This is a genomic window from Algoriphagus sp. 10J20-15, assembly GCF_055809615.1.
This window is the reverse complement of record NZ_JBVVUG010000032.1, coordinates 117,558-141,653: the sequence shown is the minus strand read 5'-3', so window position 1 is coordinate 141,653 and position 24,096 is coordinate 117,558. Positions and strand designations below refer to the sequence as shown.

General features: G+C 42.1%; 22 protein-coding genes and 1 pseudogene. 7 read left to right on the top strand and 16 right to left on the bottom strand.

Annotation, left to right across the window (positions count from 1 at the left end):
• Positions 1-151: 151 nt before the first annotated feature.
• Together AC0L6R_RS12840 and aroQ are read right to left on the bottom strand one after the other, a co-directional pair.
• Positions 152-1,207: an aminotransferase class V-fold PLP-dependent enzyme gene (locus AC0L6R_RS12840; RefSeq protein ID WP_473271560.1), complete on the bottom strand. Its 1,056-nt coding sequence runs from the start codon at positions 1,205-1,207 to the stop codon at positions 152-154.
• A gap of 11 nt (positions 1,208-1,218) precedes the next feature.
• Entirely contained in the window at positions 1,219-1,632 is a 414-nt protein-coding gene (gene aroQ / locus AC0L6R_RS12835; RefSeq protein ID WP_283414734.1) for a type II 3-dehydroquinate dehydratase, read from the bottom strand.
• Positions 1,633-1,767: 135 nt separating this feature from the next.
• Between aroQ and xerD the strand changes: the two genes are divergently transcribed.
• From xerD to AC0L6R_RS12810, 5 genes are all read left to right on the top strand, one after another.
• Positions 1,768-2,673 (top strand): site-specific tyrosine recombinase XerD, encoded by a 906-nt coding sequence (gene xerD, locus AC0L6R_RS12830; RefSeq protein WP_473271559.1) that lies wholly within the window; start codon positions 1,768-1,770, stop codon positions 2,671-2,673.
• 104 nt (positions 2,674-2,777) lie between these two features.
• Positions 2,778-3,014, top strand: a complete 237-nt coding sequence (locus AC0L6R_RS12825; protein WP_283414736.1) for a hypothetical protein — start codon at positions 2,778-2,780, stop codon at positions 3,012-3,014.
• A gap of 133 nt (positions 3,015-3,147) precedes the next feature.
• Positions 3,148-3,675, top strand: a complete 528-nt coding sequence (locus AC0L6R_RS12820; protein ID WP_473271558.1) for a hypothetical protein — start codon at positions 3,148-3,150, stop codon at positions 3,673-3,675.
• 137 nt (positions 3,676-3,812) lie between these two features.
• Positions 3,813-4,682: a glycoside hydrolase family 16 protein gene (locus AC0L6R_RS12815; RefSeq protein ID WP_473271557.1), complete on the top strand. Its 870-nt coding sequence runs from the start codon at positions 3,813-3,815 to the stop codon at positions 4,680-4,682.
• 138 nt (positions 4,683-4,820) lie between these two features.
• Positions 4,821-6,089, top strand: coding sequence for an alpha/beta fold hydrolase (locus tag AC0L6R_RS12810; protein WP_473271556.1), 1,269 nt, complete (start codon positions 4,821-4,823; stop codon positions 6,087-6,089).
• A gap of 26 nt (positions 6,090-6,115) precedes the next feature.
• Here the strand turns inward: AC0L6R_RS12810 and AC0L6R_RS12805 are convergent, their stop codons facing one another.
• From AC0L6R_RS12805 to AC0L6R_RS12795, 3 genes are all read right to left on the bottom strand, one after another.
• Entirely contained in the window at positions 6,116-7,144 is a 1,029-nt protein-coding gene (locus AC0L6R_RS12805; RefSeq protein WP_473271555.1) for a BamA/TamA family outer membrane protein, read from the bottom strand.
• A 151-nt stretch (positions 7,145-7,295) separates the two neighbouring features.
• Positions 7,296-7,793, bottom strand: coding sequence for a hypothetical protein (locus AC0L6R_RS12800; RefSeq protein WP_473271554.1), 498 nt, complete (start codon positions 7,791-7,793; stop codon positions 7,296-7,298).
• 163 nt (positions 7,794-7,956) lie between these two features.
• Complete coding sequence (locus AC0L6R_RS12795) at positions 7,957-10,302, bottom strand: TonB-dependent receptor (protein ID WP_473271553.1); 2,346 nt, start codon at positions 10,300-10,302, stop codon at positions 7,957-7,959.
• A gap of 336 nt (positions 10,303-10,638) precedes the next feature.
• On the opposite strand from AC0L6R_RS12795, the gene AC0L6R_RS12790 reads away from it, so the two are divergent.
• On the top strand, positions 10,639-12,198 hold the full coding sequence (locus AC0L6R_RS12790; protein WP_473271552.1) for an SDR family NAD(P)-dependent oxidoreductase: 1,560 nt from the start codon (positions 10,639-10,641) through the stop codon (positions 12,196-12,198).
• Positions 12,199-12,525: 327 nt separating this feature from the next.
• Here the strand turns inward: AC0L6R_RS12790 and AC0L6R_RS12785 are convergent, their stop codons facing one another.
• Positions 12,526-13,347, bottom strand: a complete 822-nt coding sequence (locus AC0L6R_RS12785) for a purine-nucleoside phosphorylase (RefSeq protein WP_473271551.1) — start codon at positions 13,345-13,347, stop codon at positions 12,526-12,528.
• 94 nt (positions 13,348-13,441) lie between these two features.
• Here AC0L6R_RS12785 and AC0L6R_RS12780 point away from each other — a divergent pair, with 94 nt between their 5' ends.
• Positions 13,442-13,966, top strand: coding sequence for an NADPH-dependent FMN reductase (locus AC0L6R_RS12780; protein ID WP_473271550.1), 525 nt, complete (start codon positions 13,442-13,444; stop codon positions 13,964-13,966).
• Positions 13,967-13,969: 3 nt separating this feature from the next.
• Here the strand turns inward: AC0L6R_RS12780 and ftsZ are convergent, their stop codons facing one another.
• From ftsZ to mraY, 10 genes and pseudogenes are all read right to left on the bottom strand, one after another.
• The gene (gene ftsZ / locus AC0L6R_RS12775) at positions 13,970-15,670 is read right to left on the bottom strand and encodes a cell division protein FtsZ (protein ID WP_473271549.1); all 1,701 of its coding nucleotides are present in this window, start codon (positions 15,668-15,670) and stop codon (positions 13,970-13,972) included.
• 96 nt (positions 15,671-15,766) lie between these two features.
• Positions 15,767-17,077 carry a cell division protein FtsA gene (gene ftsA / locus AC0L6R_RS12770; RefSeq protein WP_473271548.1) on the bottom strand — a complete coding sequence of 437 codons (1,311 nt, stop codon included), beginning with the start codon at positions 17,075-17,077 and terminating at the stop codon, positions 15,767-15,769.
• A gap of 10 nt (positions 17,078-17,087) precedes the next feature.
• Positions 17,088-17,846, bottom strand: coding sequence for a cell division protein FtsQ/DivIB (locus AC0L6R_RS12765; protein WP_473271547.1), 759 nt, complete (start codon positions 17,844-17,846; stop codon positions 17,088-17,090).
• Positions 17,843-19,057, bottom strand: a complete 1,215-nt coding sequence (locus AC0L6R_RS12760) for a UDP-N-acetylmuramate--L-alanine ligase (RefSeq protein WP_473271546.1) — start codon at positions 19,055-19,057, stop codon at positions 17,843-17,845. The genes AC0L6R_RS12765 and AC0L6R_RS12760 overlap by 4 nt, the downstream gene beginning before the upstream one ends.
• Entirely contained in the window at positions 19,041-19,256 is a 216-nt protein-coding gene (locus AC0L6R_RS12755; protein WP_473271545.1) for a Mur ligase domain-containing protein, read from the bottom strand. The genes AC0L6R_RS12760 and AC0L6R_RS12755 overlap by 17 nt, the downstream gene beginning before the upstream one ends.
• The gene (murG, locus tag AC0L6R_RS12750) at positions 19,253-20,335 is read right to left on the bottom strand and encodes an undecaprenyldiphospho-muramoylpentapeptide beta-N-acetylglucosaminyltransferase (protein WP_283414750.1); all 1,083 of its coding nucleotides are present in this window, start codon (positions 20,333-20,335) and stop codon (positions 19,253-19,255) included. Before murG ends, AC0L6R_RS12755 begins: the two co-directional genes overlap by 4 nt.
• 29 nt (positions 20,336-20,364) lie before the next feature.
• Positions 20,365-21,529 (bottom strand): annotated as a pseudogene (locus tag AC0L6R_RS12745) (FtsW/RodA/SpoVE family cell cycle protein).
• Positions 21,526-22,419 (bottom strand): UDP-N-acetylmuramoyl-L-alanine--D-glutamate ligase, encoded by an 894-nt coding sequence (gene murD / locus AC0L6R_RS12740; RefSeq protein ID WP_473271544.1) that lies wholly within the window; start codon positions 22,417-22,419, stop codon positions 21,526-21,528. Before murD ends, AC0L6R_RS12745 begins: the two are co-directional and overlap by 4 nt.
• Before the next feature lie 7 nt (positions 22,420-22,426).
• Positions 22,427-22,879 carry a Mur ligase family protein gene (locus AC0L6R_RS12735; protein ID WP_473271543.1) on the bottom strand — a complete coding sequence of 151 codons (453 nt, stop codon included), beginning with the start codon at positions 22,877-22,879 and terminating at the stop codon, positions 22,427-22,429.
• Positions 22,880-22,884: 5 nt separating this feature from the next.
• Entirely contained in the window at positions 22,885-24,096 is a 1,212-nt protein-coding gene (mraY, locus tag AC0L6R_RS12730) for a phospho-N-acetylmuramoyl-pentapeptide-transferase (protein ID WP_283414753.1), read from the bottom strand.

The window sequence follows — 24,096 nt, the reverse complement described above, 5'->3', positions numbered from 1 at the left end:
GTTTTTAGGTTAAAATAATGTGAAGAAAAATTCTTTGTGATATTCTTCGCGAACTTTGCGTCTCGGCGGTAAAAATAAAAATGGTCCAAGTTTTTAAACTTGAACCATAGATTTTACTTTCAAATTTCTGACTTCAGCTTTCTGAATTTCTTTAATATTTCCCCAAAAACCCAATCAACTTATCCATCTCTGGATTGGTGATCGCAGGGAAATTGGCGATTCGGAAGCTGGTTGGCTTGTGCGGACCATAGCCAGAGCCCAACTGCATTCCCTCTTTTTCCGCATCCTTTTTCACTGCTGAAATCAATTCCTCAGGACCAGTTACCGCTAATACCGTAGTACTTCTTGTCTCTGCATTATCCACTAGCATTCGAAGGGACTTAGACTGAGCCACGGCATTTTCCAACTTCTGCATACGTTCGCGAAGATTTGCATCGATGTGCTGGATTTCTTCCAAATCTTTCAAAACTCGGTTGAGCAAGTAGATCCCCAACACATTTGGTGTGTAGTGCGTCTGATAGCCAGCTGCATTTTCAAGGATAAAACTCAAAGAATTATAGCGTCCATTCTCGCCTTTGCTTTCACACTTTTCTATAGCTTTTGGAGAAAGGATCAAAATCCCCAAACCTGCTGGAAGTCCAAAACACTTTTGAACTGAACCATACCAAATATCCGCCAAAGTGAAGTCAAACTCGATTCCTGCTATAGAAGATGTAGTATCAACAGCGATCATTTTCTCAGGATATTTCTCCTTGATCTCTTCGATTACAGACATCGGAACCTGCGTCGCATTGGCAGTCTCATTTTGGGTCAGCGCGATCAGATCAAAATCTTCAGAAATCTCCAAGTTTGCTACATCGAGCGCTTGATTTGCTTCGATTTTTAGTCCGTCAGTTGCCGGATTGATATGCTTCGCAAAGCCAATCCACTTTTTCCCGAAAGAGCCAGAATAGATATGAAAACTCGCTTGCTGCACGATAGACTGAGTAATAATCTCCCAGTTTTCAGTAGCACTTGAAGTAAAAAGCAACTTGTAATCCTCCGGCATATGGAGCTTTTCACGCATCAATTGTTCAGTTGCCTGATACAAGTTCATGAAAGCGCTACTACGGTGATTGGCACTCAGAATTCCTTCAGTGTATCCATCTTGCAGATAAGTAGGAAGGGCATCATAAACTTTAGATGGCCCGGGAGCAAATGTAAGCATAGGTTAATAGGTTATTGAAAATAGAGAATTCCTAGGGCGTATCCTTTCAGGCCAAGACCTGAGATCATACCGACACAGGATTTGGAAATAATGCTTTTGTGGCGGAATTCCTCCCGCTTATAAATATTCGAAATGTGTATTTCCAGCGTTGGCGTGGTTACTCCAGCAATGGCATCTGAAATAGCTACCGAAGTATGCGTATAGCCTCCTGCATTCAGCAAGATTGCATCAAAGGAAAACCCGACTTCGTGGATCTTATTGATCAATTCACCTTCCACATTACTTTGATAATAATGCAGTTCAACATCCTGAAAAGCTTTTTTCAAACCCTCAAAATATTCTTCGAAAGAAGTGCTTCCATAGACTTCCGGCTCTCTTTTACCCAGGAGGTTAAGATTTGGGCCGTTAATAATCATTATTTTCAAAACAAAATTCGGTTTGATAGTTGATGAGCCAAAGTTAAAAGGATTTTCAGGTTATAAAGTGGTAAAGTAGTAAAGTTGTAAGGTTGGAAAGTACGAAACCTTCTAACTTTATCACCTTACAACCTTCCAACCTGCATGCAAAAAATCTGGCAAAATCACATCAAGCAATTCCGTCACTACCTCAAGCTGGAGCGGTCTTTAAGCGAAAATTCCATTGAAGCTTATACCCGAGATGTAGAGAAATTGGCGGCATATTCTGAGGTGACTTTCCCTGAAAAAAGCCCATTAGAGTTGGAATTGGAGCACTTAAGGAAGTTTGTAAATGACCTAGCCAAACTGGAAATATCAGATTATACACACGCTAGAATTATTTCGGGGATCAAAGCTTTCTACAAATACCTAATGTATGAAGATAGAATCACTAAAGATCCAGCTCAACTTTTAGAAGCTCCGAAACTTGGCCGAAAACTACCAGACACGTTGAGTTATCAGGAGATTGTACAGCTTTTAGAAGCAATTCCTCTTGGTGAACCTGAGGGCCATCGCAATCGCGCAATGCTTGAGATGCTTTATAGCTCAGGACTTCGGGTTTCTGAATTGACAGAACTGAAAAAAGGACAGGTTTTCGAAGATGTTGGGTTTCTGAGAGTGACAGGAAAAGGTAACAAAGAGCGCTTGGTTCCCATCGGAAAAGATGCTTTGAAATACCTGAATATTTATAAAAATGAAGTTCGGAGACATCAGACCATTGCCAAAGGACATGAGGAATTTGTCTTCCTTAACCGGCGGGGTAAGAAACTAACTCGAGTGATGATTTTCCTAATTATCAAAAAGACAGCTGAAATGGCTGGAATTGAAAAGAATATTTCTCCTCATACATTCCGACATTCTTTTGCTACGCATCTCATCGAAGGTGGAGCTGATCTTCGCGCTGTGCAGGAAATGCTTGGGCATGAAAGCATTACAACTACAGAAATTTACACGCATTTGGACCGTGATTACTTAAGGCAAGTGCTGACAGATTTCCATCCGAGAAAATAGTTTTGTGTACTAAGTACAAGGTACCAAGTAACTTGGCAGGAATGAAAACTACATTTTTTCAGGTGGCCCCTCATTTAATTCAAGTATTCAACTAAATTACCCGCATGACCAATTTCATCTACAAACTTTCCCTTCGCCTAAACAACCTCACCAAACGTCAGAAACTCATGTTTCGGCTGTTGCTTATTAGTGTTAGTATGATGCTTTTCGGAGCATATTTTAAAATTAACGGTAAACCAAATACTGATTTAATTCTAGGCTCAGCAATGCTTATTCATTTCATTTCAATCATTGGATTGGTAAGCAAATGGGCAGCCTATCGTACCCTAAGTGAGGTTTAACGTATTGAATAAGTGCATGATGAAAAACATTTGCCTGCTGCTATTTACCCTTATAGTTTTTTCTGCCTGCTCTTCTACCAAAATTTATCCGCGAATTAGCTGTCATATTTGCCTAGCACAAGAAGATGGAATTTTGCTTTTACCACTCAATTGGCAGGAAGGCTTCAGTCAGCTTACTCCTGGCGATCATAGGTATCTGGAAGAAATGATTGTCAGAATTTTTCAAGAGGAGGGTTTTACCAAGGTGGACATCTATGATAATATGGAATATGAACTGCTAAATGCAGGAATCAAAGATATTAATGACCCTGATCAACTTGCTCAACTTCATCTAGAGCTGGGAATATCCTATCTCATCGGGATAAGTTTGGGCGAATTAGCTTGGACAGGCAATTGGGAAAAAGTCTATCCCTCCGACTTTAATTCTCCAAGCTATTGGGATACTGATACGCAGGTAAAAAGTAATCTACGGATTGCAATGAAGGAAACTGCAACAGGAAATATTATTTCTGAAAATTCCATTGAAACCATCCTGGGAGGATTTCCAATTCCTATAGGTGATGGAGAAACAATCGATTTAAATTCCCCTTCACTTTTTAAAGCAGTTCGAATTTCTACCCGTAAAGGAATCAAAAATATGATGAAGGATTGTAGATGTTGAGTTTTAGAGTTTCAAGACATTTGACTTAAGAAGTAAGAAATGGGAACCTCAAATCTGCCCTACTTGAGCAATCTCGCACCTTCTACACCTAATTCCTAGACTTAGGAAATCACCTGTGTCAACCTTAACTTCAACGTATGAAGCATCTGCTTATATTCCTGTTTCTTGTTGCACTCAGCCTATTTCCAGTCGATCCCTATAAAAAGCAGAAATCTTTCTTTGAAGACTTTTCTTCCTCAAAGTCAAAAAATTTCCGCTACGGTTCCACAGGAACACCTGCCGATTTCAAATATAAAATGGGAGTCTCATCTCCCTCGGAACCAGAAACCACGATTCTTTCTTTTAAGCTAAACCCAGACGAAAAAGCAGGCCCCGGCAAAGGTCCTGAGATCATTTCTAAGAATTTCACCCATTTTGGAAGCTACTCTGCAAGGTTAAAAGTACCAGATGTCAGCGATAAGCAACCGAATGTGGGAGCTGTAGTCGGGTATTTCACTTATCACGAAGACAAAGATTTAGGTCTGAGTGAGATTGACTTTGAATGGCTGATTGCTGATCCAAGAATCATCTACGTTGGGACTTGGACCGGTGAGCATGGCAAGCTTCAGCGCATCGGAAGAATCATCAATCTGGCTGAGGGCAAAATCATCGAGACGATCTCAAAGGTGAATTATGACGGGACTCCAACTCCACTAACCGGTTTGCAAAATATGCCAGAAAGTATCCAAGCCATTGAAGATTACGATGCTTCGGAAAAGTTTTATACTTATGGATTTGATTGGGAAAGTGATAAAGTGCGCTGGTGGATGCTCCATCCTGAGACTGCGGATACTGTTGTGCTCTGGGACTATCAAGGTTCGCAACTTGGAATTCCCCAACATGCTTCCAAGTATAGAATGAACTTTTGGCACACGCAGGACTGGTCTGTCGCGGGCCATCCAAATTCTTTCGAGAAGCCTCAATTACCCTTTGAGCTAGAAGTGGATTGGATGGGGTATAAAAAATAATGAAGTGCAAACTTCTCGAGGGGATTGAAAATTTCTTTCTAAAAATACCCTCAGTTAATTTTTGTAAAGAACTGCCAGTCAGAGCCTCCCAATTCGTATTTTTTAATTAACTTTTAGTTCTAACTAATTTCTCATCAAATGAAGAAGGCATATTTACTCGGATTTCTACCTGTTTTCTTACTTTCCACTCAGGTTTTTGCCCAATCAAAAACCGAAATAATTCCCATAGATGGAAAAGAAATACGGATTAAAACCTCGGGCTTGGAGCAGCGAAAAGCACATCAACCCATCGTAATTCTGGAAGCAGGAAGTGGCGAAAGTCTTGAGATATGGAATAGGGTTTTTGATCAAATCGCTGATTTTTCACCTGTTCTTTCTTACGATCGACTTGGACTTGGAAAGTCTACAGCATCTGAAGAAAATCCTACCCTAGAAACACGTGTCAAAGATCTCGAAGCACTTTTGGCAGAAATGAAAATCCAGCCGCCCTATATTCTGGCAGGGAACACCTGGGGAAATCTTCTGATCCGGGAATTTGCCGAAAACCATCCAAGTGAGGTAGAAGGAATGATCTATGTAGATCCTATCCTAGATATTGAAAACACCACTCAACTCAGCGCATACCTAAGCGAGAATGGCTTGGATGGTGAGCAGTTAGTATCAGAATACATGGATTTTCAAAACCTGAGCATGACAAACCGCTCTAAAGGAAATACGCAAGAAGCTGAATTGTTTTTGACGATACTGGAGGAAAATAAGCTAATCTGGTCTTCGCAGGCTGTTCCAGAGGTCAGCTCATTAGTGATTCTAGGAAGCAGGTTTAACGCATTCCCAATGATGGGTTCGCTTTCAGAGAATTCTGGTGAATTTTTCAATTTATTGATTGAGTCCAAAAAGAAATTTCTAGACGAATACACAACTCTCCACCCTGAATATTCTGTGCTTCTCTCTTCAGGATCTATGAATTCACTTCTTATTCAAGAACCTACACAAATCGCTCAATCCGTCCGCCAAGTGCTCTATGCTGATCCAAATAAAAAAATCATGAATGCAGCGCATAAGCTCAGCCCAGAAGAGTTTGATACATTTATTTCCGATCTTTTCTCCTATATGCCTGGTTCATTACTCACCGAAGAAAATATCAACATGTTAGGATATAGCCTAATGCGCTTCGATAAATACAAGCAGGCTTTATCACTTTTCCAGCAAAATCTTGAAAACCATCCTGATTCTCCGAATGTCTATGACTCAATGGGGGAAGGCCTTGTGGCTTTAGGAAGAGTGGAAGAAGCTGTACCTCTCTTTAAAAAAGCTGTGGAACTGGGAGCTGAACCAAGACATCGTGATTTTGAGCTCTTCAAGAAGAATCTAATCAAAGGAGAAGCGATGCTAGCTGATGGTAAATAACCAAAACTTAATGCCTGCCAACTGACTTAAAAAGCCTCTCCGATTCTGAAATAAATTCCCCAGTCATCTTTGCCTACAGCTGCATCAAGACCGATGTTGAATTTTACAGTTTTGAAAGCTCTATAGCGATAGCCTACTCCAAGTCCTGGGTACATTTTCCAGTTGAAAGACTCCGTATCGGAGCCGTAAATCGTGGCAAGTCCAGCGAAACCAACTATGCCCATTTTCTCGCCAAAATTATAGCGGTATTCTCCTTGAATCGCCATTTGCCCATCAGCTCTATATTTCCCTTCAGAATAGCCTCTAATATCTTTTCCTCCCAATGTTACCTGCTGCTCGAAGGCAATATCACCCAAGCCAAAAGTGCCTGAAAATCTCGCGGCAAGCACATCTTTACCGTTTTTCATCGGGAAATAGCGATTGTACTCGGTCAGAATTTTATTGGCCGATACATCATTCCCAAACCACTCCGGATAAGCGATAAACCGCAATTTGCTATTCACACCGGTCATAGGATAGTAGACAGCATCTCGGGTATCAAGCATAAGATTGAGCTCTAGCCCATTCGTTTGGGTAGTCGATTCGGGCTGCACACCATCCTCATACGTGGTATGGTAGTTGGCATAGGTGTATGTCACACCTACGAAAAGTTTTTTGGCAATCTTTCGCTGAGCTCCAACGCTCACAAGCGTAGTATTGGTCCCGTAATCATAAAATCCGGGAGCGTCCAAATCATCCATGTAAAACTGGGAATTGTGGTCTCCGTTCACCGCAAAAAGTTTGATCCTCCAGGTATCCTCAGCCAAATACCAACGGTTAAAAATCGAGATAAAATAAGATCCATTGGTGGTATAAACTGCTGCTAATCCAGAAAGTGATTTGGGAGAAATAGTATCAGCCTGATTCAATCGATACATCGCCATGGGAATTGCCCCAATCATAAACTTCAAGTTTCTATTGTAACTGAGGTAAGGCATGACATTGAAATCAACCTTTTTCTGCACAGTAGAGTCTTGCTTTTCTACTTTGCCATTTTGCGAACTTTGTGCCAACACTAGGGTGCAGACATAACAGCAGTATTATAAAAAGTAATTGTTTTTTCACCTAAAAGTAGTTGATGATTACTATGGTCAAAAATGCAAATAATTATACAGATAGAACAGAATAATCTGGATTTCCCTATTCTAACCTTGATGATCAGATAAATTAGCTGGCTGAAAAAACTATCGCCACCTCATAGTTTCCTTTTTCACCGCTAGCAAAAATCATTTTTGAGTTTGACAATTCTACCAGTTGCAAACTGAAAAAGTTGTTTTTAATAACTCCATTAACTAAAGAAGCTTTGCTGATCGAAATAAAGATGAGTCCTTCCTGTTCGTAAAATTCATAGGAAACTGTAGTGATTTCATTCTCAGGCTCCACTTCACTACAGCTGATTTCTCCCGGAACAACCTGTACTGTTTTCGTCCCTTTCTGGAACACAAAAATATCATCAACAAAGCATGCGTTTTTTGCACTAAGTACTTTCTGATTGTAGTTATCATAATAAGCTTCAATTCTCCAATTTTTCTGGTCAACTCCATGCAATTGGATTAAATCTTCAGATGTGTACTTATCTTGAAATAGAGGTTCTTCATCAGAGCTGCACGCAGTAAGGCTAAAAAGTATAAAACTGGCTAAAAACAAAGAGTAACGTAGTTTCATTGAGGATAGGTGTTTTTTTTAAGTTGGGAAAAACACCTTCTCAAATCCTAAACCAATTTTATAACTAGGCGAATTAAAACTGCTATTTTTTTTTAACTGTGCTCCCAGGAATAGTAGGCATTGAGGGAAAACCCGAAGCTTTTGCAAACTTCAGTTTCAATATTTAAAATTCTACTCTATAACTAAGAATAGGAATCAGTGGAGCTTGATACGAGATTTCGATCTCGTTGCTCATCGGCTCGAAATAGCTACCATAGACATTCTGGCGATTAGTAGCATTTTGAATATCCAGTGCCCAAGTTCGCGTAGAGTTAGGCTTATTTTTCTTAAGGCTTAGTCTTAAGTCTGTTCGGAAATAAGATGGATTTTGTGACGAATAGGCTAAATTATCATCATAAACCCCCTCGCCTTTTTCTATGGATTCTTCCAAATTTAAAGGTGTGGTGCGCAGTCCACCGGAATAAATAGCACGGACATTCAGCCCAAGCACTCGCTCCTTTTTAAGTTTATATTCCTTACCTGCAGTGAACGTCACATTGAAATTGCCATTGTATGCTGTATTTCTCCAAACATCCTCATTCGTTTTATACTTTGAGCTGTAGACAGAAGTAGAAAGAAGAAAATACAAATCCTTATGGGTAAACTGCTCTAGAGTTAGCTCCACACCATAGTTTCTTCCAAAACCCTCATTTACCAGCGGATCTGTGGCAAAAGTCCATTGCTGATTGATGATGGAATAGGTCTCATCAGCTCCGCTTTTGATAGGAATATTGAAAAGATGCTGGTAATAAGTTTCCGCTTTCATTCGCAAGTATGGTGTCAAGGAGCGATCATAGCCCAGCACAAAATGATGTGATTTGCTCAGTCCTAGATCTTTGTTTGGAAGGATAATTTGGCCATTTACCTCTTGCTCCGCAAAGTATGTCCCAAGTGGCTGTACCTGCGAATGCAATCCATACCCAAAGCTCAATCGCTGCTTTTCGTCCAAGGCATAAGAAGCACTCAATCTAGGCTCAACTGAACTGGAGTTGTTCAATAAAAGCTGCAAATAATGTAAGCCTACATTGAAAGTCAATCGCTCACTGGCGCGATAATTCAATTGGGAAAAAGCCTGAACACTCTGGGTATTTCCTTTTGAATTGATGTTGGTTTCTAAACTTTGGGTTTCTTCCTCATAATTATCTTCCCGAAGATTGTAATATAGCTGGTTCACATAAAACCCACTTCTCAAATTCGCTTTTGCAGAAAATTTGGTGTTCAAAACAGAGCTCAAAGTGATTTTTGAATTGCTGTAGTTTTCATAAAAACGATCCTGAAACTGCAGATTATCATCCAGCCTATGCTCTGTAGTACCCAAAGCATTTCCTGAAGCGAGAACCGTGGTTTGCAAGAAGTTTGCCTCATTCAAGATATATGAATGCTTGATTCCTACTGCTCCTGTGTTCGAAAAGAAAGTACTACCATAGCGATCACCTTCAGATTGCCATTCCAGTGAATCAGTCAAGGCATCACCATCCTGATCACTTAGCCCTCCGAAACCAAACAATGTGATGGTACTTTTTGGTCCAGTTGGCAAATAAACATTGAAAGATAAATCCTGAAAATTGGTAACAAAGTCGCCCAGCGGAAGCCCTATCTTTGAAAGCAGAGAGAGCGTGGAATATCTATAATTAATCAGATAAGAACCTTTGTAGTTTTTGGCTATTGGACCTTCTGCTGCCACATCTAAGCCCAGAAACCCTGCCTGTAGTGTGAATTCCTGATTTTCATTATTCCCTTTGCGCAAGCTCAGATCAAAAACACCTGAAAGCGCATTCCCATATTCCGCTGGAAAAGCTCCAGTCAGGAAATCTGAATTAGCTAAAAGCTGAGAACTCAAAATAGATACCCCACCACCTGAAGTGCCTGGGTTGACAAAGTGATTGGGATTTGGAATTTCTATGCCTTCCATTCTCCAAAGCAAACCGTTGGGACTATTTCCACGGATAGAAATATTATTATTGCCATCATCCGTACTTGTAACGCCCGAAAAAGATAAAGCCATTCGCCCTGGGTCATTTACCGCAGCAGCAAACTTCCTGGCCTCTTCCACAGAAAATGTCCGTCCACTTACCTGAATCATATCATTGATGGTTCGGTCTTTATCAGTTGCGGTAATAACAAATTCATCGATTTGGGTGATATCTTCTTCCAAAGGAATTGTCAGGACGACTTCCTTGCCTGAGTTCAGTTGCACGTTCGGGAAGACAATTTCTTTGAAACCTATAAAACTGATTTTAAGCGAATATGCACCTAATGGAAGATTAGAAATTTTGAAATCCCCAGCCACATCCGTGGTAGTTCCGATCACTGGGTCTGAACCCAAAACCATGACCGTAGCGCCAGGCATGGGAGCTTTTGTGATTTGATCGATCACCGTGCCACGAATAGTTTGGGTGAGCTGCTGAGCTTGAAGGGGATTGATTCCCATGAAAAATAATACCCAAAGAATCTTTGTAAACGAATTCATACTAATTGGTTTAGTTTGATTCTATGACAAGGGTTTGGGGATTTACCCTTAGTGAGGTCAGAAGTTTTCTTGAAATAGCTGTTTTCTCTCGCAGCGGAGCGGCAAAGGATTAACCTATGTTACCCTTTGGTAAGTACATGGGCTTTTTTAGCAACCTTCAATGAAACTCACTTGCGGAGGCAACAGAGGCGCGATCATCTAGATTCAGGGTCCGACTTCAAAACCAAATCAAAAATGAAAGTGGGACATCTCCATTTCATTAAATACCCCACTCCCTTTGCCACACCAATTTCCATTTTTAAAATCTTTACTTTTGCGCCCTTGTATTTAACTATCATGGAAAAAGAACCAGCATCTGTAACCTCAGTGAAAATCACACCAGAACAAATCACACAAGCCATTGCAGTGCTGGAAGGGTTGAATGCAGATACGGACCAGATTTTTGATATTCCAGCGGAAACTAGACTTGCGCTCTTAATGGCTGCAGGACGATTTTCCAGACCAAGCAAAGAGGAACTTGCTGAGCGAAAAAAAGGAGCAAAGAAGATTCAACGAAAGAAAATTGCAGACAAAGACAAATCTGCCAGAAAGACCACTGGTATCCGTTCTGCCCGTGAAGCTTCGATTTTCATAGCACCAACCATGTTAGATTTGACTGGCAAAGAAGCAGAAGAAGCTATTATTCTTGAATCACCTCGGGAATGCTACGTCTGCAAGGAATCCTTTGACAGATTGCATCATTTCTACGATACCATGTGCTCAAGTTGCGGGGATTTCAATTATGCCAAGCGTTTTCAAACGGCAGATCTGAAAGGCCAAGTTGCACTGGTGACTGGATCTCGATTGAAAATCGGCTACCACATTACGCTGATGATGCTGAGAGCGGGAGCAACTGTCATTGCCACAACTCGGTTTCCGGTGGACTCAGCTTTACGTTTTGCCAAAGAACCTGATTTTAAGGAATGGGGAGACAGGCTTCACATTCATGGCTTGGATTTGAGACATATTCCTAGTGTGGAGATTTTTTGTAATTACATAGAGCAGAAATATGATCGCTTGGATGTGCTGATCAACAATGCCGCTCAGACCGTGCGCCGACCATCAGGCTTTTACCAGCATTTGATGGAGAACGAGTCTTTGCCTTGGACGGATCTTTCTTCAGCTTCGCAAAAGCTACTTTCCGATCATCATGCATGTTTGCAAGAGATTCGCATTCTCAGTCAGAAATTTGCAGATGGAGAAAACAAAAATCTGCCTGTTTCCTGGCATGGAAAACAACTAGGAATTGGCTTAACTTCCTCTGCTCAGCTGACACAAATCCCATACAGCATAGATGATTCCTTAAGTTCTGAGGAGATTTTCCCAATTGGGAAGCTTGACGCTGATTTGCAGCAAGTGGATTTGCGAAAGACAAACAGCTGGAGATTGAAGTTGGGAGAAATCCACACGAACGAAATGCTAGAAGTTCAGCTCGTAAATTCTGTTGCTCCGTTTGTGCTATGCAATCGCCTGGTAAATATCATGAAGAAGGATAATACGGGTAAAAAACATATCATCAATGTATCGGCGATGGAAGGGAAATTCCACCAATTCCACAAGGAAGCCCGACATCCTCACACCAATATGGCAAAGGCTGCCTTGAATATGATGACACTAACTTCTGCCGCTGAGCTACCGAAATTTGGGATCTACACCAACGCCGTAGACACTGGTTGGGTAACAGATGAGGATCCGGCTGAATTGGCGAAGCGAAAGCAAGATTTACATGACTTCCAGCCTCCGTTGGACATCGTCGATGGTGCGGCAAGAGTGATGGATCCGCTATTTGATGGCATCAATACGGGGAAGCATTGGAACGGGAAGTTCTTGAAAGATTATAAGCCGACAAGTTGGTAGTTAACTCTCGGGGCGGCACGGCCTTAGAGTGGTAAACCTTTGAGGTTTTTTTTGAACCTCGAAGGTTTTATTGCTGTGAGTCCTCCCGACAAGACCCAGAGGCACATTTTTTTTAAATGAAAAATTAACCTTGGTCCACCTAGAAGTGCACAGTGGACATATTATTTAGCTAAGGAAAAAAGGGCTGAAAGCCCTAAACAACCTAGCCCAGCCTATAGAGCTGGGTAATGTTGAAAATTAGCTATTTCCACAAGCTCTGAAAGAGCGAAATAGCACTTAACTAAAACCATACGGTCCAGCTTCTGGAGAAGCAGGACAACGGATACCTCAATCCATCTGCCTCACCACTTCTTTGATGATCTCCGCCATCACGGGCTCTGCAATCGAAGCAGCAGCAAGTACTTCGGCGAGTGTGATTTTCTTGATTTTTCCCTCTACTCCTAGATCTGTAATCGCAGAAATTCCAAAAACTTCAATTCCAGCCTGTCGAGCTACGATCACCTCGGGCACCGTACTCATTCCCACCGCATCTGCGCCCAATCCTCTGAGGTATTTGTATTCTGCAGGAGTTTCCAAGTTTGGACCTTGCACTCCGACATACACACCCGTGTGAACCCGAAATTTATTTGCTTTGGAAAAACCCAATGCAATAGCAGTCAAATTCTGTGAATAGGCATCACTCATATCCGGAAATCTTGGGCCAAATTCATCATAATGCTTTCCACGAAGTGGGCTCTCCGGAAACAAATCAATGTGATCTCGAATCAGCATTACATCCCCTACTTCCTGCTCTGGATTAAGTCCTCCACTGGCATTTGAAACTAAAAGTGTTTTTATCCCTAGCTTTTTCATCACTCTCACTGGAAAAGTAACCTCCTGCATGGAATAGCCTTCATAGTAATGAAAACGCCCTTTCATTGCCATTACTTTTTTCCCAGAAAGCTCTCCAAAAATCAATTTCCCAGAATGACTTTCCACTGTAGACAGCGGGAAATTAGGGATATCAGCATAGTCGATTTCTTTTTCCACGTTAATTTGATCACCCAAATGTCCAAGTCCTGTTCCTAGAATTATTGCAATAGATACTTCCTGAGAATACTGTGATTGGATAAAAGATGCTGCTTCGGATATTTGATTTAGGTAGTTCATATGGTATATTTTGCCAGCCCTAAATATAGAAATTACGGCTCAGCTTCGAACTTTTGCAGGGGCAAGAGTGTATTGCTTTCATAAAAAACATGCAATGATCAAGATAATCGTAGGAACCAACCGCAAGAATTCTGTTTCAAAAACCATCGCTGAGCTTTATCAAGCTATTTTAAAAGAAAGAGGAGAGCAATCGGAAATTCTTGAATTGGAAAACTTACCTGGAGATTTTATTGAGAATGCATTGTATGAAAACAACGGGAAGCATGACTTGTATAATGAATTCCACGATCAGCTAGTGGGTGGGAAAAAGTTTGTGTTCATCGTTCCTGAATACAACGGTTCTTTTCCGGGAATCCTAAAAACCTTTATCGACGGGATGACCTACCCTAATACATTTAGGAATAAAAAGTGTGCTTTGGTGGGTATTTCATCTGGAATAGGCGGCGGTGGCATCGCAATGAGCCACCTTACCGACATCTTCCATTATCTGGGTATGCATGTCCTTGCTCTTAAGCCGAAACTCGCTAAAATAGAGCAAAATATGTCAGATAACCTGCTCACCAACAGGTTGTACTTGGACTTGCTGCAAACCCGGGCAGACATGCTGCTTGAATTTTAGGACTTAGTCCACATTATCGTGCAGGAATCTATTATTTCCTAGAATCTCATTGTCATCGCTCAAGTTGTACTTACTGATGCTTGGCTCTGAGCTATGCTGAGGCTCATTCAATACTACATTTTTACGCTGATAAGCAGGCACTTCCATTTTTTCCTTCAATTCTTCCGGAGTTGGATTGAATGCACGGTTACCTTTTAGCTTTTCAAAACGCTCGTGAGCTCTCTGAATCGCCTTCTGCTTCATTTGCTCATAGTAATCATTTGCAAAAGCTGGAGTAGCAGGCTCCTCTTTCTTAGGCTCTTGTACAGTATTTTTCTCGTCTTCTTCTTCGAAAAGATCATGGACGATTTTCTCCTGCGCAGGCTTTGGAGCTTCAGCTTTCACTTCCTCCTTTTTCATAAAAGAAAATAAGCTTTCTTTCTTTGGAGCTGGCTTAGGCGCTTCAACTGGCTCTTCTCTCTTTGGAGTTTCAGCAACTGGCTTCACTTCCGGCGCTGGAGTTGGTGTAGGAGCAGGAGTTTTTGGCATAGAGAACACAAAAGTAGATCCGTTAGCAACTGGCTCTTCCTTAACTTTCTCAGATTTTCCTGAATCTAAATTGATTACTGTTTTCTCTTCTTCGATTTCTTCTACCTGAGTTTTTGCAACTGGAGCAGGAGCAGGAGCAGGAGATGGTGCAGCAATAGCCTTAGCAGTTTCTTCTCTTTTCGTACCAGCCAATCTGTCCATTTGGAAACCTGTAGCAATTACAGTCACACGGATAGCTTTGCCCAATTCCGGATCAATACCTTGACCGAAGATCACCTCAGCATTGTCGCCAGCTTTCTCTTGGATGTATTCAGTGATTTCGCTCAATTCGTCCATTGACAATTCCTCATCTTCACCGGACATGATAGAAAGCAAGATTTTCTCAGCTCCTTTGATGTCCACGTTGTTCAACAATGGAGAAGAAATGGCAGCACCGGCTGCACGGATTGCACGTCCTTCACCTTCCTCGGTAGAAGATCCCATCACCGCAGCACCAGCGTCTTTCATTACTGTCTTCACATCTTCAAAATCCACGTTGACATCCTGATGAACAGTGATAATCTCAGCGATAGATCTTGCAGCGGTAGAAAGTATATCATCCGCTTTGCTGAAAGCAGTTCTGATGGCAAGATTACCATAGATCTCTCTCAGTTTATCATTCAAAATAACCAGTACAGTATCACAATTCTCGCGAAGCGCTTCGATACCTGCCTGAGCTACATTCATTTTCTTCTTTCCTTCGAACATGAATGGTGCGGTAACAATACCCACAGTCAGGATATTCAATTCTTTTGCAATTCTAGCTACTACAGGTGCCGCACCAGTACCGGTGCCTCCACCCATTCCAGCTGTGATAAATACCATTTTGGTATTGTCAGCCAATAGCTCACGGATCTCATCCTCTGATTCTATTGCTGCATTTTTTCCTTGCTCAGGATTTGCACCCGCACCTAGACCTTCGGTCAAATTGGCACCTAATTGCAATCTAAGCGGAACCGGGCTAGACTTAAGCGCCTGAGCATCGGTATTGACTACCACAAACTCAACGTCCTTAATCCCTAGGCCAAACATGTGGTTTACGGCATTAGAACCGCCTCCACCTACGCCAATTACTTTTATAATTGACTTTGGGTTTTTGTGTAAATCAAATCTGTAATCTTTCATGTTATCTGACATATTTATATTTATTGGTGAATTTTCTATGGTTGTATTAGTGGTTTTTTAAATAGGGAAATTGTCGGCAGCACCAGCAATCTCCCCCAATCATAAGCCCTAGTAGTTAATATCGTCGCCGATATCATCGCTTAGAATTCCTTTCAGTCTTCCCGCGATTTTATCGAAAATATCTTTTGGACTGATGTCCATTGTTTTTGGTCTCTTTATGTGTTTTCCGTTTGCTGTGCGGTTAGTGTAGCCTTGATCTCTATCATCCAGTGCTTTGAAACCAGCAAGCACAAGTCCTACTGAAGTAGCATACATTGGACTCTTCACTTCCTCAATTACTGATTTACCCAAATGCTCATTTGGATAGCCGATTCTAGTATCAAGGCCAGTCATGTATTCGAATAGCTGACTGATAAATTGTAATTGAGAGCCACCACCTGTAAGGACAATTCCTCCAGCCAGTTTCTTGTAGTGTCCACTTTGCATGATCTCATTCTGCACGATCTCTATGATTTCCTCCATTCTTGCCTGAATGATGGAAGCTAGATTTCGGATAGAGATCTCTTTTGGAGCTCTATTTCTCAAGCCAGGTATCGAGACGATTTCGTTTGGATTTGCCTCTTCTGTGATGGCTTTGCCAAATTTTGTTTTCAACAGCTCAGCCTGATTTTGCATCACCATGCAGCCTTCTTTGATATCCTTAGTAATGATATTTCCACCCAAAGGAATCACAGCCGTGTGACGGATAATATTTTCGTAGAAAATGGCGATGTCTGTAGTTCCGCCTCCTATATCTCCCAGGCAAACGCCTGCTTCTTTCTCATCATCACTCAACACAGAAAGTGAACTTGCCAACGGCTCCAGAATTAGTTGCTTGGAAACTAAATCTGCTCTACGTACACATCTGTTAATGTTATTTATCGCGGTAGTCTGGGCAGTGATTATATGGAAATCAGCTTCCAAACGAGTACCGGACATTCCTACAGGATCTTTGATACCACCTTCGTAATCCACAGTATAATCCTGTGGCATCACGTGTATAATTGTATTTTCAGGAGGAATAAGGATGTTTTCCATCTCACTGGAAAGTCTGCGCACATCCTCTATGGTGATCTCATCATCCGTCGGCTGACGCATAATGCTACCACTCTGAATCTTGCTTTGAATATGTTGACCTGCAATCCCAACAATGACATCCGCGATATCAACATTCGCCATTTCAGAAGCTTCTTCAACCGCTTTCTCAATCGCATGGACAGTCTTGTCAATATTGGTCACTACACCACGATCAACTCCGTCAGAAACGGCTTTGCCCATGCCTAAAACTTCGAGTTTGCCATACTCATTCTTGCGACCTACGATGACACAGATCTTGGTTGTCCCAATGTCCAGTCCTACTATTAATTCTTTGTTTTCCATATCCAAGCTATTATTCACAGACTATTTGATCCTTAAACTTCACGCTAACACGGTTGTAAGCGTTCCACCCCTTGCGGGGCAATATTTCCTTATAAAAAACCGATATCCGGTCAAACTTATTCTCTATATCATGTGCATCACCAAACTCGATGATCTGCCTTCCTACCTGCTGATACAGGCGGATATCATCTCTCGAATTCAATTCCAATTCGGTGATCTGAGCATTCCAAAACTCATCTTCCGTAATGAATGTGATCAAATCCATCAACTCAGGCATATCCGTTGTGATTTCTCCCTTATCCATCAGCATTTCTGCATAATCGCCTTCCAAAATCAACACTCTACTGGTGTATGAAGTGGAAGTAGGAATCACTTTGCCCTCAGTAGTGATGTAGCCATCCGCTCCCATTGGCTGCGCAATTCTGGCAATTGGCTGATGCTGGCTGATCTTCAAATTCAAAATTCCCTTCTGACCCAGCATCGCTTCTGCAGACTTGACAAATGGATGCCCTAGCAACCTCGCTTCAATCGCCTTCATCGGTACTTCTTCCAACATCAACCCTGCTTTCAATTGAGGAAAGGCTTCATTAAGGATTTTTGTGATTTCAGCATCCTCCACGAAATAGACACCACTCACGCCTTTGATGTCAAGCTCAGTACCTTGGAAAGTTTTATACAGAGTCTGCTTTTCCACAAACCCTATAAAACCCACCAGCACCAGACTGAGCACCACAAAGGCTACGATTTTCTTTATGTTGGCTCTCTTCATATCGCGTATCGATTAAGCCTTTCTTTCATCCAAGCTGCAATTCCTGGCACTAGACGATCAATATCGCCAGCCCCAAGTGTCACCAAAACTTCCGGAGAAGCTTGATCTAAATGACTCATTAAATTCTCCTTGGACACCAATTCTTTATGACCTGTATTAATGCCTTCAAGTAGCATTGCAGAGGTAATCCCCTCAATAGGGAGCTCCCTAGCCGGATATATATCCAACAAAATCACCGAGTCTGCCAAGGATAGACTTTCTGCAAAGCCTTCGGCAAAATCTCTAGTTCTAGTGAACAAATGCGGTTGGAAAACCACGGTCAACTTCTTAGTAGGAAACATTGCCCTCACAGAACTTAGACATGCCCTGATCTCTTCAGGATGATGTGCATAGTCATCTATGAAGACATGATTTCCTTCATTCACATGAATCTCAAATCTTCGTTTTACTCCTTTGAAGGAGCTGATTCCTTTTCTGATTTGCTCTTCAGAGATTTGATGATCGAGCGCAATTGCAATAGCTGCCAAAGCATTTTCCACATTGTGAAAACCTGGAATGAATAACTCCAAGCCTTTTATCTCCTGCTTGCCATCAACATAGTCAAAGACAAATGACCCCGGCCTAGCTTGAATATTTTCTGCACTTATTCCTGAAGATCTCAACCCATATTCTCGAGTAGCAACTTTAGGAAGTTTTCCTTCTCCAAGTCTCTGCCCAGCTTGCTGCTGAATGTAAAGTCTACCTTTTTTATCTAGCAGATTGACAAACTCTAAGAATCCATCCAAGATGTGCTGCTCATCTCCATAGATATCCAAATGATCTGAATCAGCACTCGTTAATACAATCTCATTCGGATGAAGTCTGAGAAAAGATCTATCAAACTCATCTGCCTCCACAACTACCAAGGTTGGTTCCTTAGACTTTTTCCCTCCTAAAATCAGGTTGCTTTGATAGTTCTGAGTGATTCCCCCAAGAAACGCAACTACAGGTTTCTTGGCGGATTTCAGCATGTGAGCGATCATAGAAGAAGTGGTTGTTTTGCCGTGTGTGCCAGCTACCGCAATCGCATAATACGATCTAGTCACCATGCCAAGCACTTCGGATCTCTTCTTCAATTGGAAGCCATTATCTCTGAAGTAATTCAACTGAACACTTTCCTTCGGCATTGCTGGGGTCCAAATAATCAGGGATTTCTCAGGATTCCCGAGCACGAAGACCAGGGATAGTCTCTAGTTTGTCTTCGAAAGAAATTTGCATTCCTTCGACGACCAATTCATCCGTAAGCGGGGAAGGCGTACGGTCATAGCCGGACACAGCATATCCTTCATGGCGGAACCAGCGAGCCAAAGCACTCATGCCTATGCCACCTATACCGATCAAATGGACGCTATTTATTCCTTCGAAACTCATGCAATCAATTGTTCTACTTCTTCCACTATGGCATTTGCCGCATTCGGCTTAGCCAGATTCTTAATATTATTCCCTAATGCTTCAGACAGCGCGCTGTCCTTCATCAGTTTGGTTACTTCTTGTTCCAAAGCGCCTACAGCCTCTGAATCCTTCAAAAGCAAGGCTGCATCGTGGCTTACATAAGCCATTGCATTTTTGGTCTGATGGTCTTCGGCCACATTTGGAGACGGGATGAAAATCACTGGTTTGCCTACTAGGGAAAGTTCTGAAACCGACAATGCGCCAGCTCTAGACACGATCACATCCGCAGCGGCATACGCCAAATCCATCTCGCGGATAAATTCATTCAAGTGAATAGTCGCCAGTCCAGAATCGGCCAGCTTCGTTTTCATTTCCTGGAAATAGAATTTGCCACATTGCCAAAGCACCTGATAGCCTTCTTCTTCCAGTTTTTGCATATCTGCTAACACTGCATTATTTAGCGTTCTAGCTCCAAGTGAGCCACCCAAAACGAGAAGTGTTTTCTTGGCAGGGTCTAACCCGAAATGAGCAAGCGCTTTTTCTCTTTTTCCTGATAGATCAAGAATGTCCTTGCGAACAGGGTTTCCTGTGTAGGCAATTCTGTCAGCTGGGAAAAAGCGATCCATTTCAGGATAAGCGACACAGATCTTTTTGGCTCGTTTAGCCAAAATTTTATTAGTCAAACCAGCATAAGAGTTTTGCTCCTGTACCAGCGTAGGAATACCCTTTCTTTGCGCAGCATAAAGCACCGGCCCACTTGCGTAGCCACCTACTCCTACTACTGCATCAGGATTAAAATCGGCAATGATCTTGGAAGCTTGAGTCAGACTTTTCAATAGTTTGAAAGGAAACTTCAGGTTCTCCAGAGACAAGCTTCTTTGCAAACCAGCCACTGGAAGTCCTTTGATTTTGTATCCAGCCTCAGGGACTTTCTGCATTTCCATTTTGCCCAATGCACCCACAAATAAGATCTCGCTGGCAGGATATTTTTCCATCCAGGCATGTGCAATAGCGATCGCCGGATAGATATGTCCTCCGGTACCTCCACCACTGATCAAAATGCGATATGTGCGTTGTGCGTTAATAATTATGCTGTTTTAAGTCTTGTTCTATTTCCAGTGGCTGAGCTAGTCTGGGATTCGTCTTGATGATCACCACGGCTTACCGAAAGGATAATCCCTAGCGAAATACCAGTGAACACCAAGGATGTTCCTCCCATGCTTAGCAGAGGAAGTGGCAAACCTGTAATCGGCCCCAACCCGACGGCCACTGCCATATTTACCAATGCCTGAATCACCAATGCGAAACTCAATCCCGCAGATAGCAATCCACCAAATGCTTTATTAGAATTTGCCACGATACGCATGCCTCTATAAAGCAGCGCGAGGTATAGGAAGAGCACGGAAAATCCTCCGATCAATCCATACTCCTCAATGATGATGGCGTAGATAAAATCCGAATAAGGATGAGGGAGTGAGTTTCTCTGCTCAGAATTTCCTGGGCCTTTCCCGCCGATCCCTCCAGTGGCGATTGCTATATATGATTGCTCAGCCTGAAATGGAATTTCGTCCTCGTTCATAAAGTCCTGAACTCTGGAAACAAGCGTCGCTCCTCTTTGTCCTATGAAGCCAGCAGCTGTCAATCCCAATGCTCCCACCATTAAAACCATCGCCAAATATTTCACAGGAACTCTTCCAATGAACATGATTAGCAAACAGGTAATCAAGAGTAGAATTGCAGTGGAGAAATTTGCCATAGCGATCAATCCACTGATCAATCCTATCGCAATAATGATAGGAACAAATGTGCTCTTAAAGTCTTTGATATTGTTTTGACGTCTTGCCAGCATTCCAGCGATGGAAGCTATCAAGGCTAGTTTTGCCAAATCCGATGGCTGAAATGCCTGATTTATTACCGGAATAGTTATCCAGCGATTTGCCTCGTTGATATTCGATCCAAACAAGTACGTCACCAACAAAAGAGGAATGGAGATAATCACTCCCAATCGAGCATAGACTGCATACTTTCTATAAGGAACTTTATGAGCAAACCACATCACTACAAGTGACACAAAAATCAACATGGAATGTCTGATCAAGATACTCAGTGTTTCCACCAGCATACTTATAAGCCAAAGAGCCCGTAGCAGAATACACAACGAGAATGCTGAAAAGCGACAATAGAATGACAATGCCCCAAATAATTGGGTCGCCTTTGAAATTTCTATCTATCCATGCTTTAAACTCACTCATGCGATGGCTTTTGGTTTAAGGTTTTCTACTGCCGCGCGGAATTGATTGCCGCGGTCTTCATAATTTTTGAACAAGTCGAAACTTGCACAAGCAGGTGAAAGCAATACGATATCTCCCGGCTCACCAAGCACTTGTCCCCACTTCACTGCTTCAGAAATATCCTGGGTCTCACGGACATCAGGCACTGTCGAGCCAAAAGCTGTTTTCAGCTTCTCATTATCCTTTCCAAGGCAAATCAGAGACTTTACCTTTTCAGCCACTACTGGTGAAATGACTGCGTAATTATTCCCTTTGTCAACACCCCCAGCGATCCAGATCAATGGGTTGTCGTAACTAGCCAAAGCATAAGCCGTAGCTTCCACGTTGGTGCCTTTACTGTCGTTGATAAACTTCACTCCATCTATTTCGCGGATTTGCTCCATTCGGTGTGGCGCATTTTTGAAAGTCTGAATCCCAGCTATAATAGCCACCTCATCCAATCCAGCGATTAAGGCTGCCGAACCAGCACAAAGTGCATTCAGCATGTTATGCTTGCCTTGTATAGGAAGAACATTCAGCGGAATTGTTGCTGAATGTCCAACTACATTTATTTCCAGGGAAGACCCATTGAAATACCCCCCACTTGATTGGGCACTTTCTAGTGAAATCCAGTTTTGAGTCGGCTGAATAGGATTATTTTTCAATCCTTCCATAGTCAAGAAATCCTCAGCAAAGAGAATTGCCTGATCATTTGCACTCATATTCTTGAAGATTCCAAATTTGGAATCTATGTATTTATCAATCTGATACTCGTATCGATCTAAGTGATCTGGAGTGATGTTGGTAAGAATGGCTACAGAAGGCTTGAAGTCTACAAATCCATCAATCTGGAAGCTACTGCATTCGATCACCCACCATTCACGGTCTCCTTCTAATAACTGAGATGCCCCAGCTTCTCCCTACATTACCAGCTAATCCCACATCCAAACCTGCTTCTTTCATCAAGTGGTAGGTGAGCAAAGTTGTAGTGGTTTTACCATTCGTTCCAGTGATCGCGATCACCTTGCCCTTACTATATCTGCTGGCAAACTCCAATTCATCTATTACCTGAATCTTGGCCTTTAGCGCATTTTGAACGATTGCAACTTTTGTAGGAATACCTGAACTTTTGATAATCAGATCAGCAGATAGAATTTCTTCTTCCGTATGCATTCCTTCCTCAAATGGAATTTCTAAACGCTGCATTTCAGCTTTTCTAGCTTCTGAAATTTTGCCTGCATCAGATACAAACACGACATAGCCTTCCCGCTTGGCTAGCATTGCTGCTCCCAATCCGCTTTCTCCTGCACCCAGAATGACTAATCGTTGCATTTCTATTATCTAAGTTTCAATGTTGCCAAAGTGATTACCGCCAAAAGAATCCCCACAATCCAGAATCGGGTTACGATTTTGGCCTCTGGGATATTTTTCTTTTGGTAATGATGGTGTAGCGGAGACATCAAAAAGATTCTTCTCCCTTCCCCAAATTTTTTCTTCGTGTATTTGAAATAGCCCACTTGGAGCATCACACTTACATTTTCGATTACGAAGACTCCGCACATTACTGGAATCAGCAATTCCTTGCGAAGGGTCAACGCCAAAACAGCAATTACTCCACCTAACATCAAGCTGCCAGTGTCGCCCATGAAAACCTGAGCCGGATAAGCATTGTACCATAGGAAACCCACACAAGCTCCGATGAATGCCGAGGCAAAAATCACCAGCTCACCTGAATTGGGGATGTACATGATATTGAGGTAGGATGAGAAAATCGCATTACCACTTAGGTAGGCGAAAATCGCAATCGTCAATCCGATAATAGCGGAGGTTCCTGCTGCCAATCCATCGATACCATCTGTGATATTAGCACCGTTGGAAACCGCGGTAATGATGAAAGTCACGACGAAAATGTACAGAATCGGAGTCATTGCCTCACCCATGAAGCCAAGCAAAGTCTCGTAATTCAGCTCATTGTTTTTGGTAAAAGGAATGGTGGTTTTAGCCACTTTCACATCTCTGTACGTTGGCGTTTCTACTACACCTTCTTCTATGGAAACCGGGTTGGTAAACTCACGGATTACTACGCTTTCATTGAAATAAAGTGTGGAACCCACGATAATCCCGATGCCAATCTGACCGATGATCTTAAATCTACCGGCGAGACCTTCTTTGTTTTTCTTGAAAACCTTGATGTAATCATCTACAAAGCCAATTGCTCCCAACCAGACCGTAGTGATCAGCAAAAGAATGATGTAGATGTTATTCAGATCTGCGAAAAGCAAAGTCGGAATCAATATCGCAGCCATGATCATCAAGCCCCCCATCGTCGGTGTGCCTTTTTTCTGCTTTTCGCCTTCTAAACCTAGATCTCTTACTGTCTCCCCGATCTGCTTATTTCTGATCCAAGCAATGATTTTGTGACCAAAAGAGATGGTGATGATCAAAGAAAAAAGCGCTGCCATTCCAGCTCGGAATGAGATAAATCTAAACACCCCTGTTCCGGGGATATCAAGCACTTTGTCCAAATAATCAAAAAGTGGATATAACAT

Coding starts and splice junctions, on each gene's coding strand:
- AC0L6R_RS12815 (WP_473271557.1), top strand. CDS start 3,813: ATGAAGCATCTGCTTATATTCCTGTTTCTTGTTGCACTCAGCCTATTT.
- AC0L6R_RS12780 (WP_473271550.1), top strand. CDS start 13,442: ATGATCAAGATAATCGTAGGAACCAACCGCAAGAATTCTGTTTCAAAA.
- ftsZ (WP_473271549.1), bottom strand. CDS start 15,670: ATGTCAGATAACATGAAAGATTACAGATTTGATTTACACAAAAACCCA.
- xerD (WP_473271559.1), top strand. CDS start 1,768: ATGCAAAAAATCTGGCAAAATCACATCAAGCAATTCCGTCACTACCTC.
- AC0L6R_RS12785 (WP_473271551.1), bottom strand. CDS start 13,347: ATGAACTACCTAAATCAAATATCCGAAGCAGCATCTTTTATCCAATCA.
- AC0L6R_RS12765 (WP_473271547.1), bottom strand. CDS start 17,846: ATGAAGAGAGCCAACATAAAGAAAATCGTAGCCTTTGTGGTGCTCAGT.
- AC0L6R_RS12735 (WP_473271543.1), bottom strand. CDS start 22,879: ATGCAACGATTAGTCATTCTGGGTGCAGGAGAAAGCGGATTGGGAGCA.
- AC0L6R_RS12800 (WP_473271554.1), bottom strand. CDS start 7,793: ATGAAACTACGTTACTCTTTGTTTTTAGCCAGTTTTATACTTTTTAGC.
- AC0L6R_RS12790 (WP_473271552.1), top strand. CDS start 10,639: ATGGAAAAAGAACCAGCATCTGTAACCTCAGTGAAAATCACACCAGAA.
- AC0L6R_RS12825 (WP_283414736.1), top strand. CDS start 2,778: ATGACCAATTTCATCTACAAACTTTCCCTTCGCCTAAACAACCTCACC.
- ftsA (WP_473271548.1), bottom strand. CDS start 17,077: ATGGAAAACAAAGAATTAATAGTAGGACTGGACATTGGGACAACCAAG.
- AC0L6R_RS12795 (WP_473271553.1), bottom strand. CDS start 10,302: ATGAATTCGTTTACAAAGATTCTTTGGGTATTATTTTTCATGGGAATC.
- AC0L6R_RS12755 (WP_473271545.1), bottom strand. CDS start 19,256: ATGAGTTTCGAAGGAATAAATAGCGTCCATTTGATCGGTATAGGTGGC.
- AC0L6R_RS12810 (WP_473271556.1), top strand. CDS start 4,821: ATGAAGAAGGCATATTTACTCGGATTTCTACCTGTTTTCTTACTTTCC.
- AC0L6R_RS12840 (WP_473271560.1), bottom strand. CDS start 1,207: ATGCTTACATTTGCTCCCGGGCCATCTAAAGTTTATGATGCCCTTCCT.
- mraY (WP_283414753.1), bottom strand. CDS start 24,096: ATGTTATATCCACTTTTTGATTATTTGGACAAAGTGCTTGATATCCCC.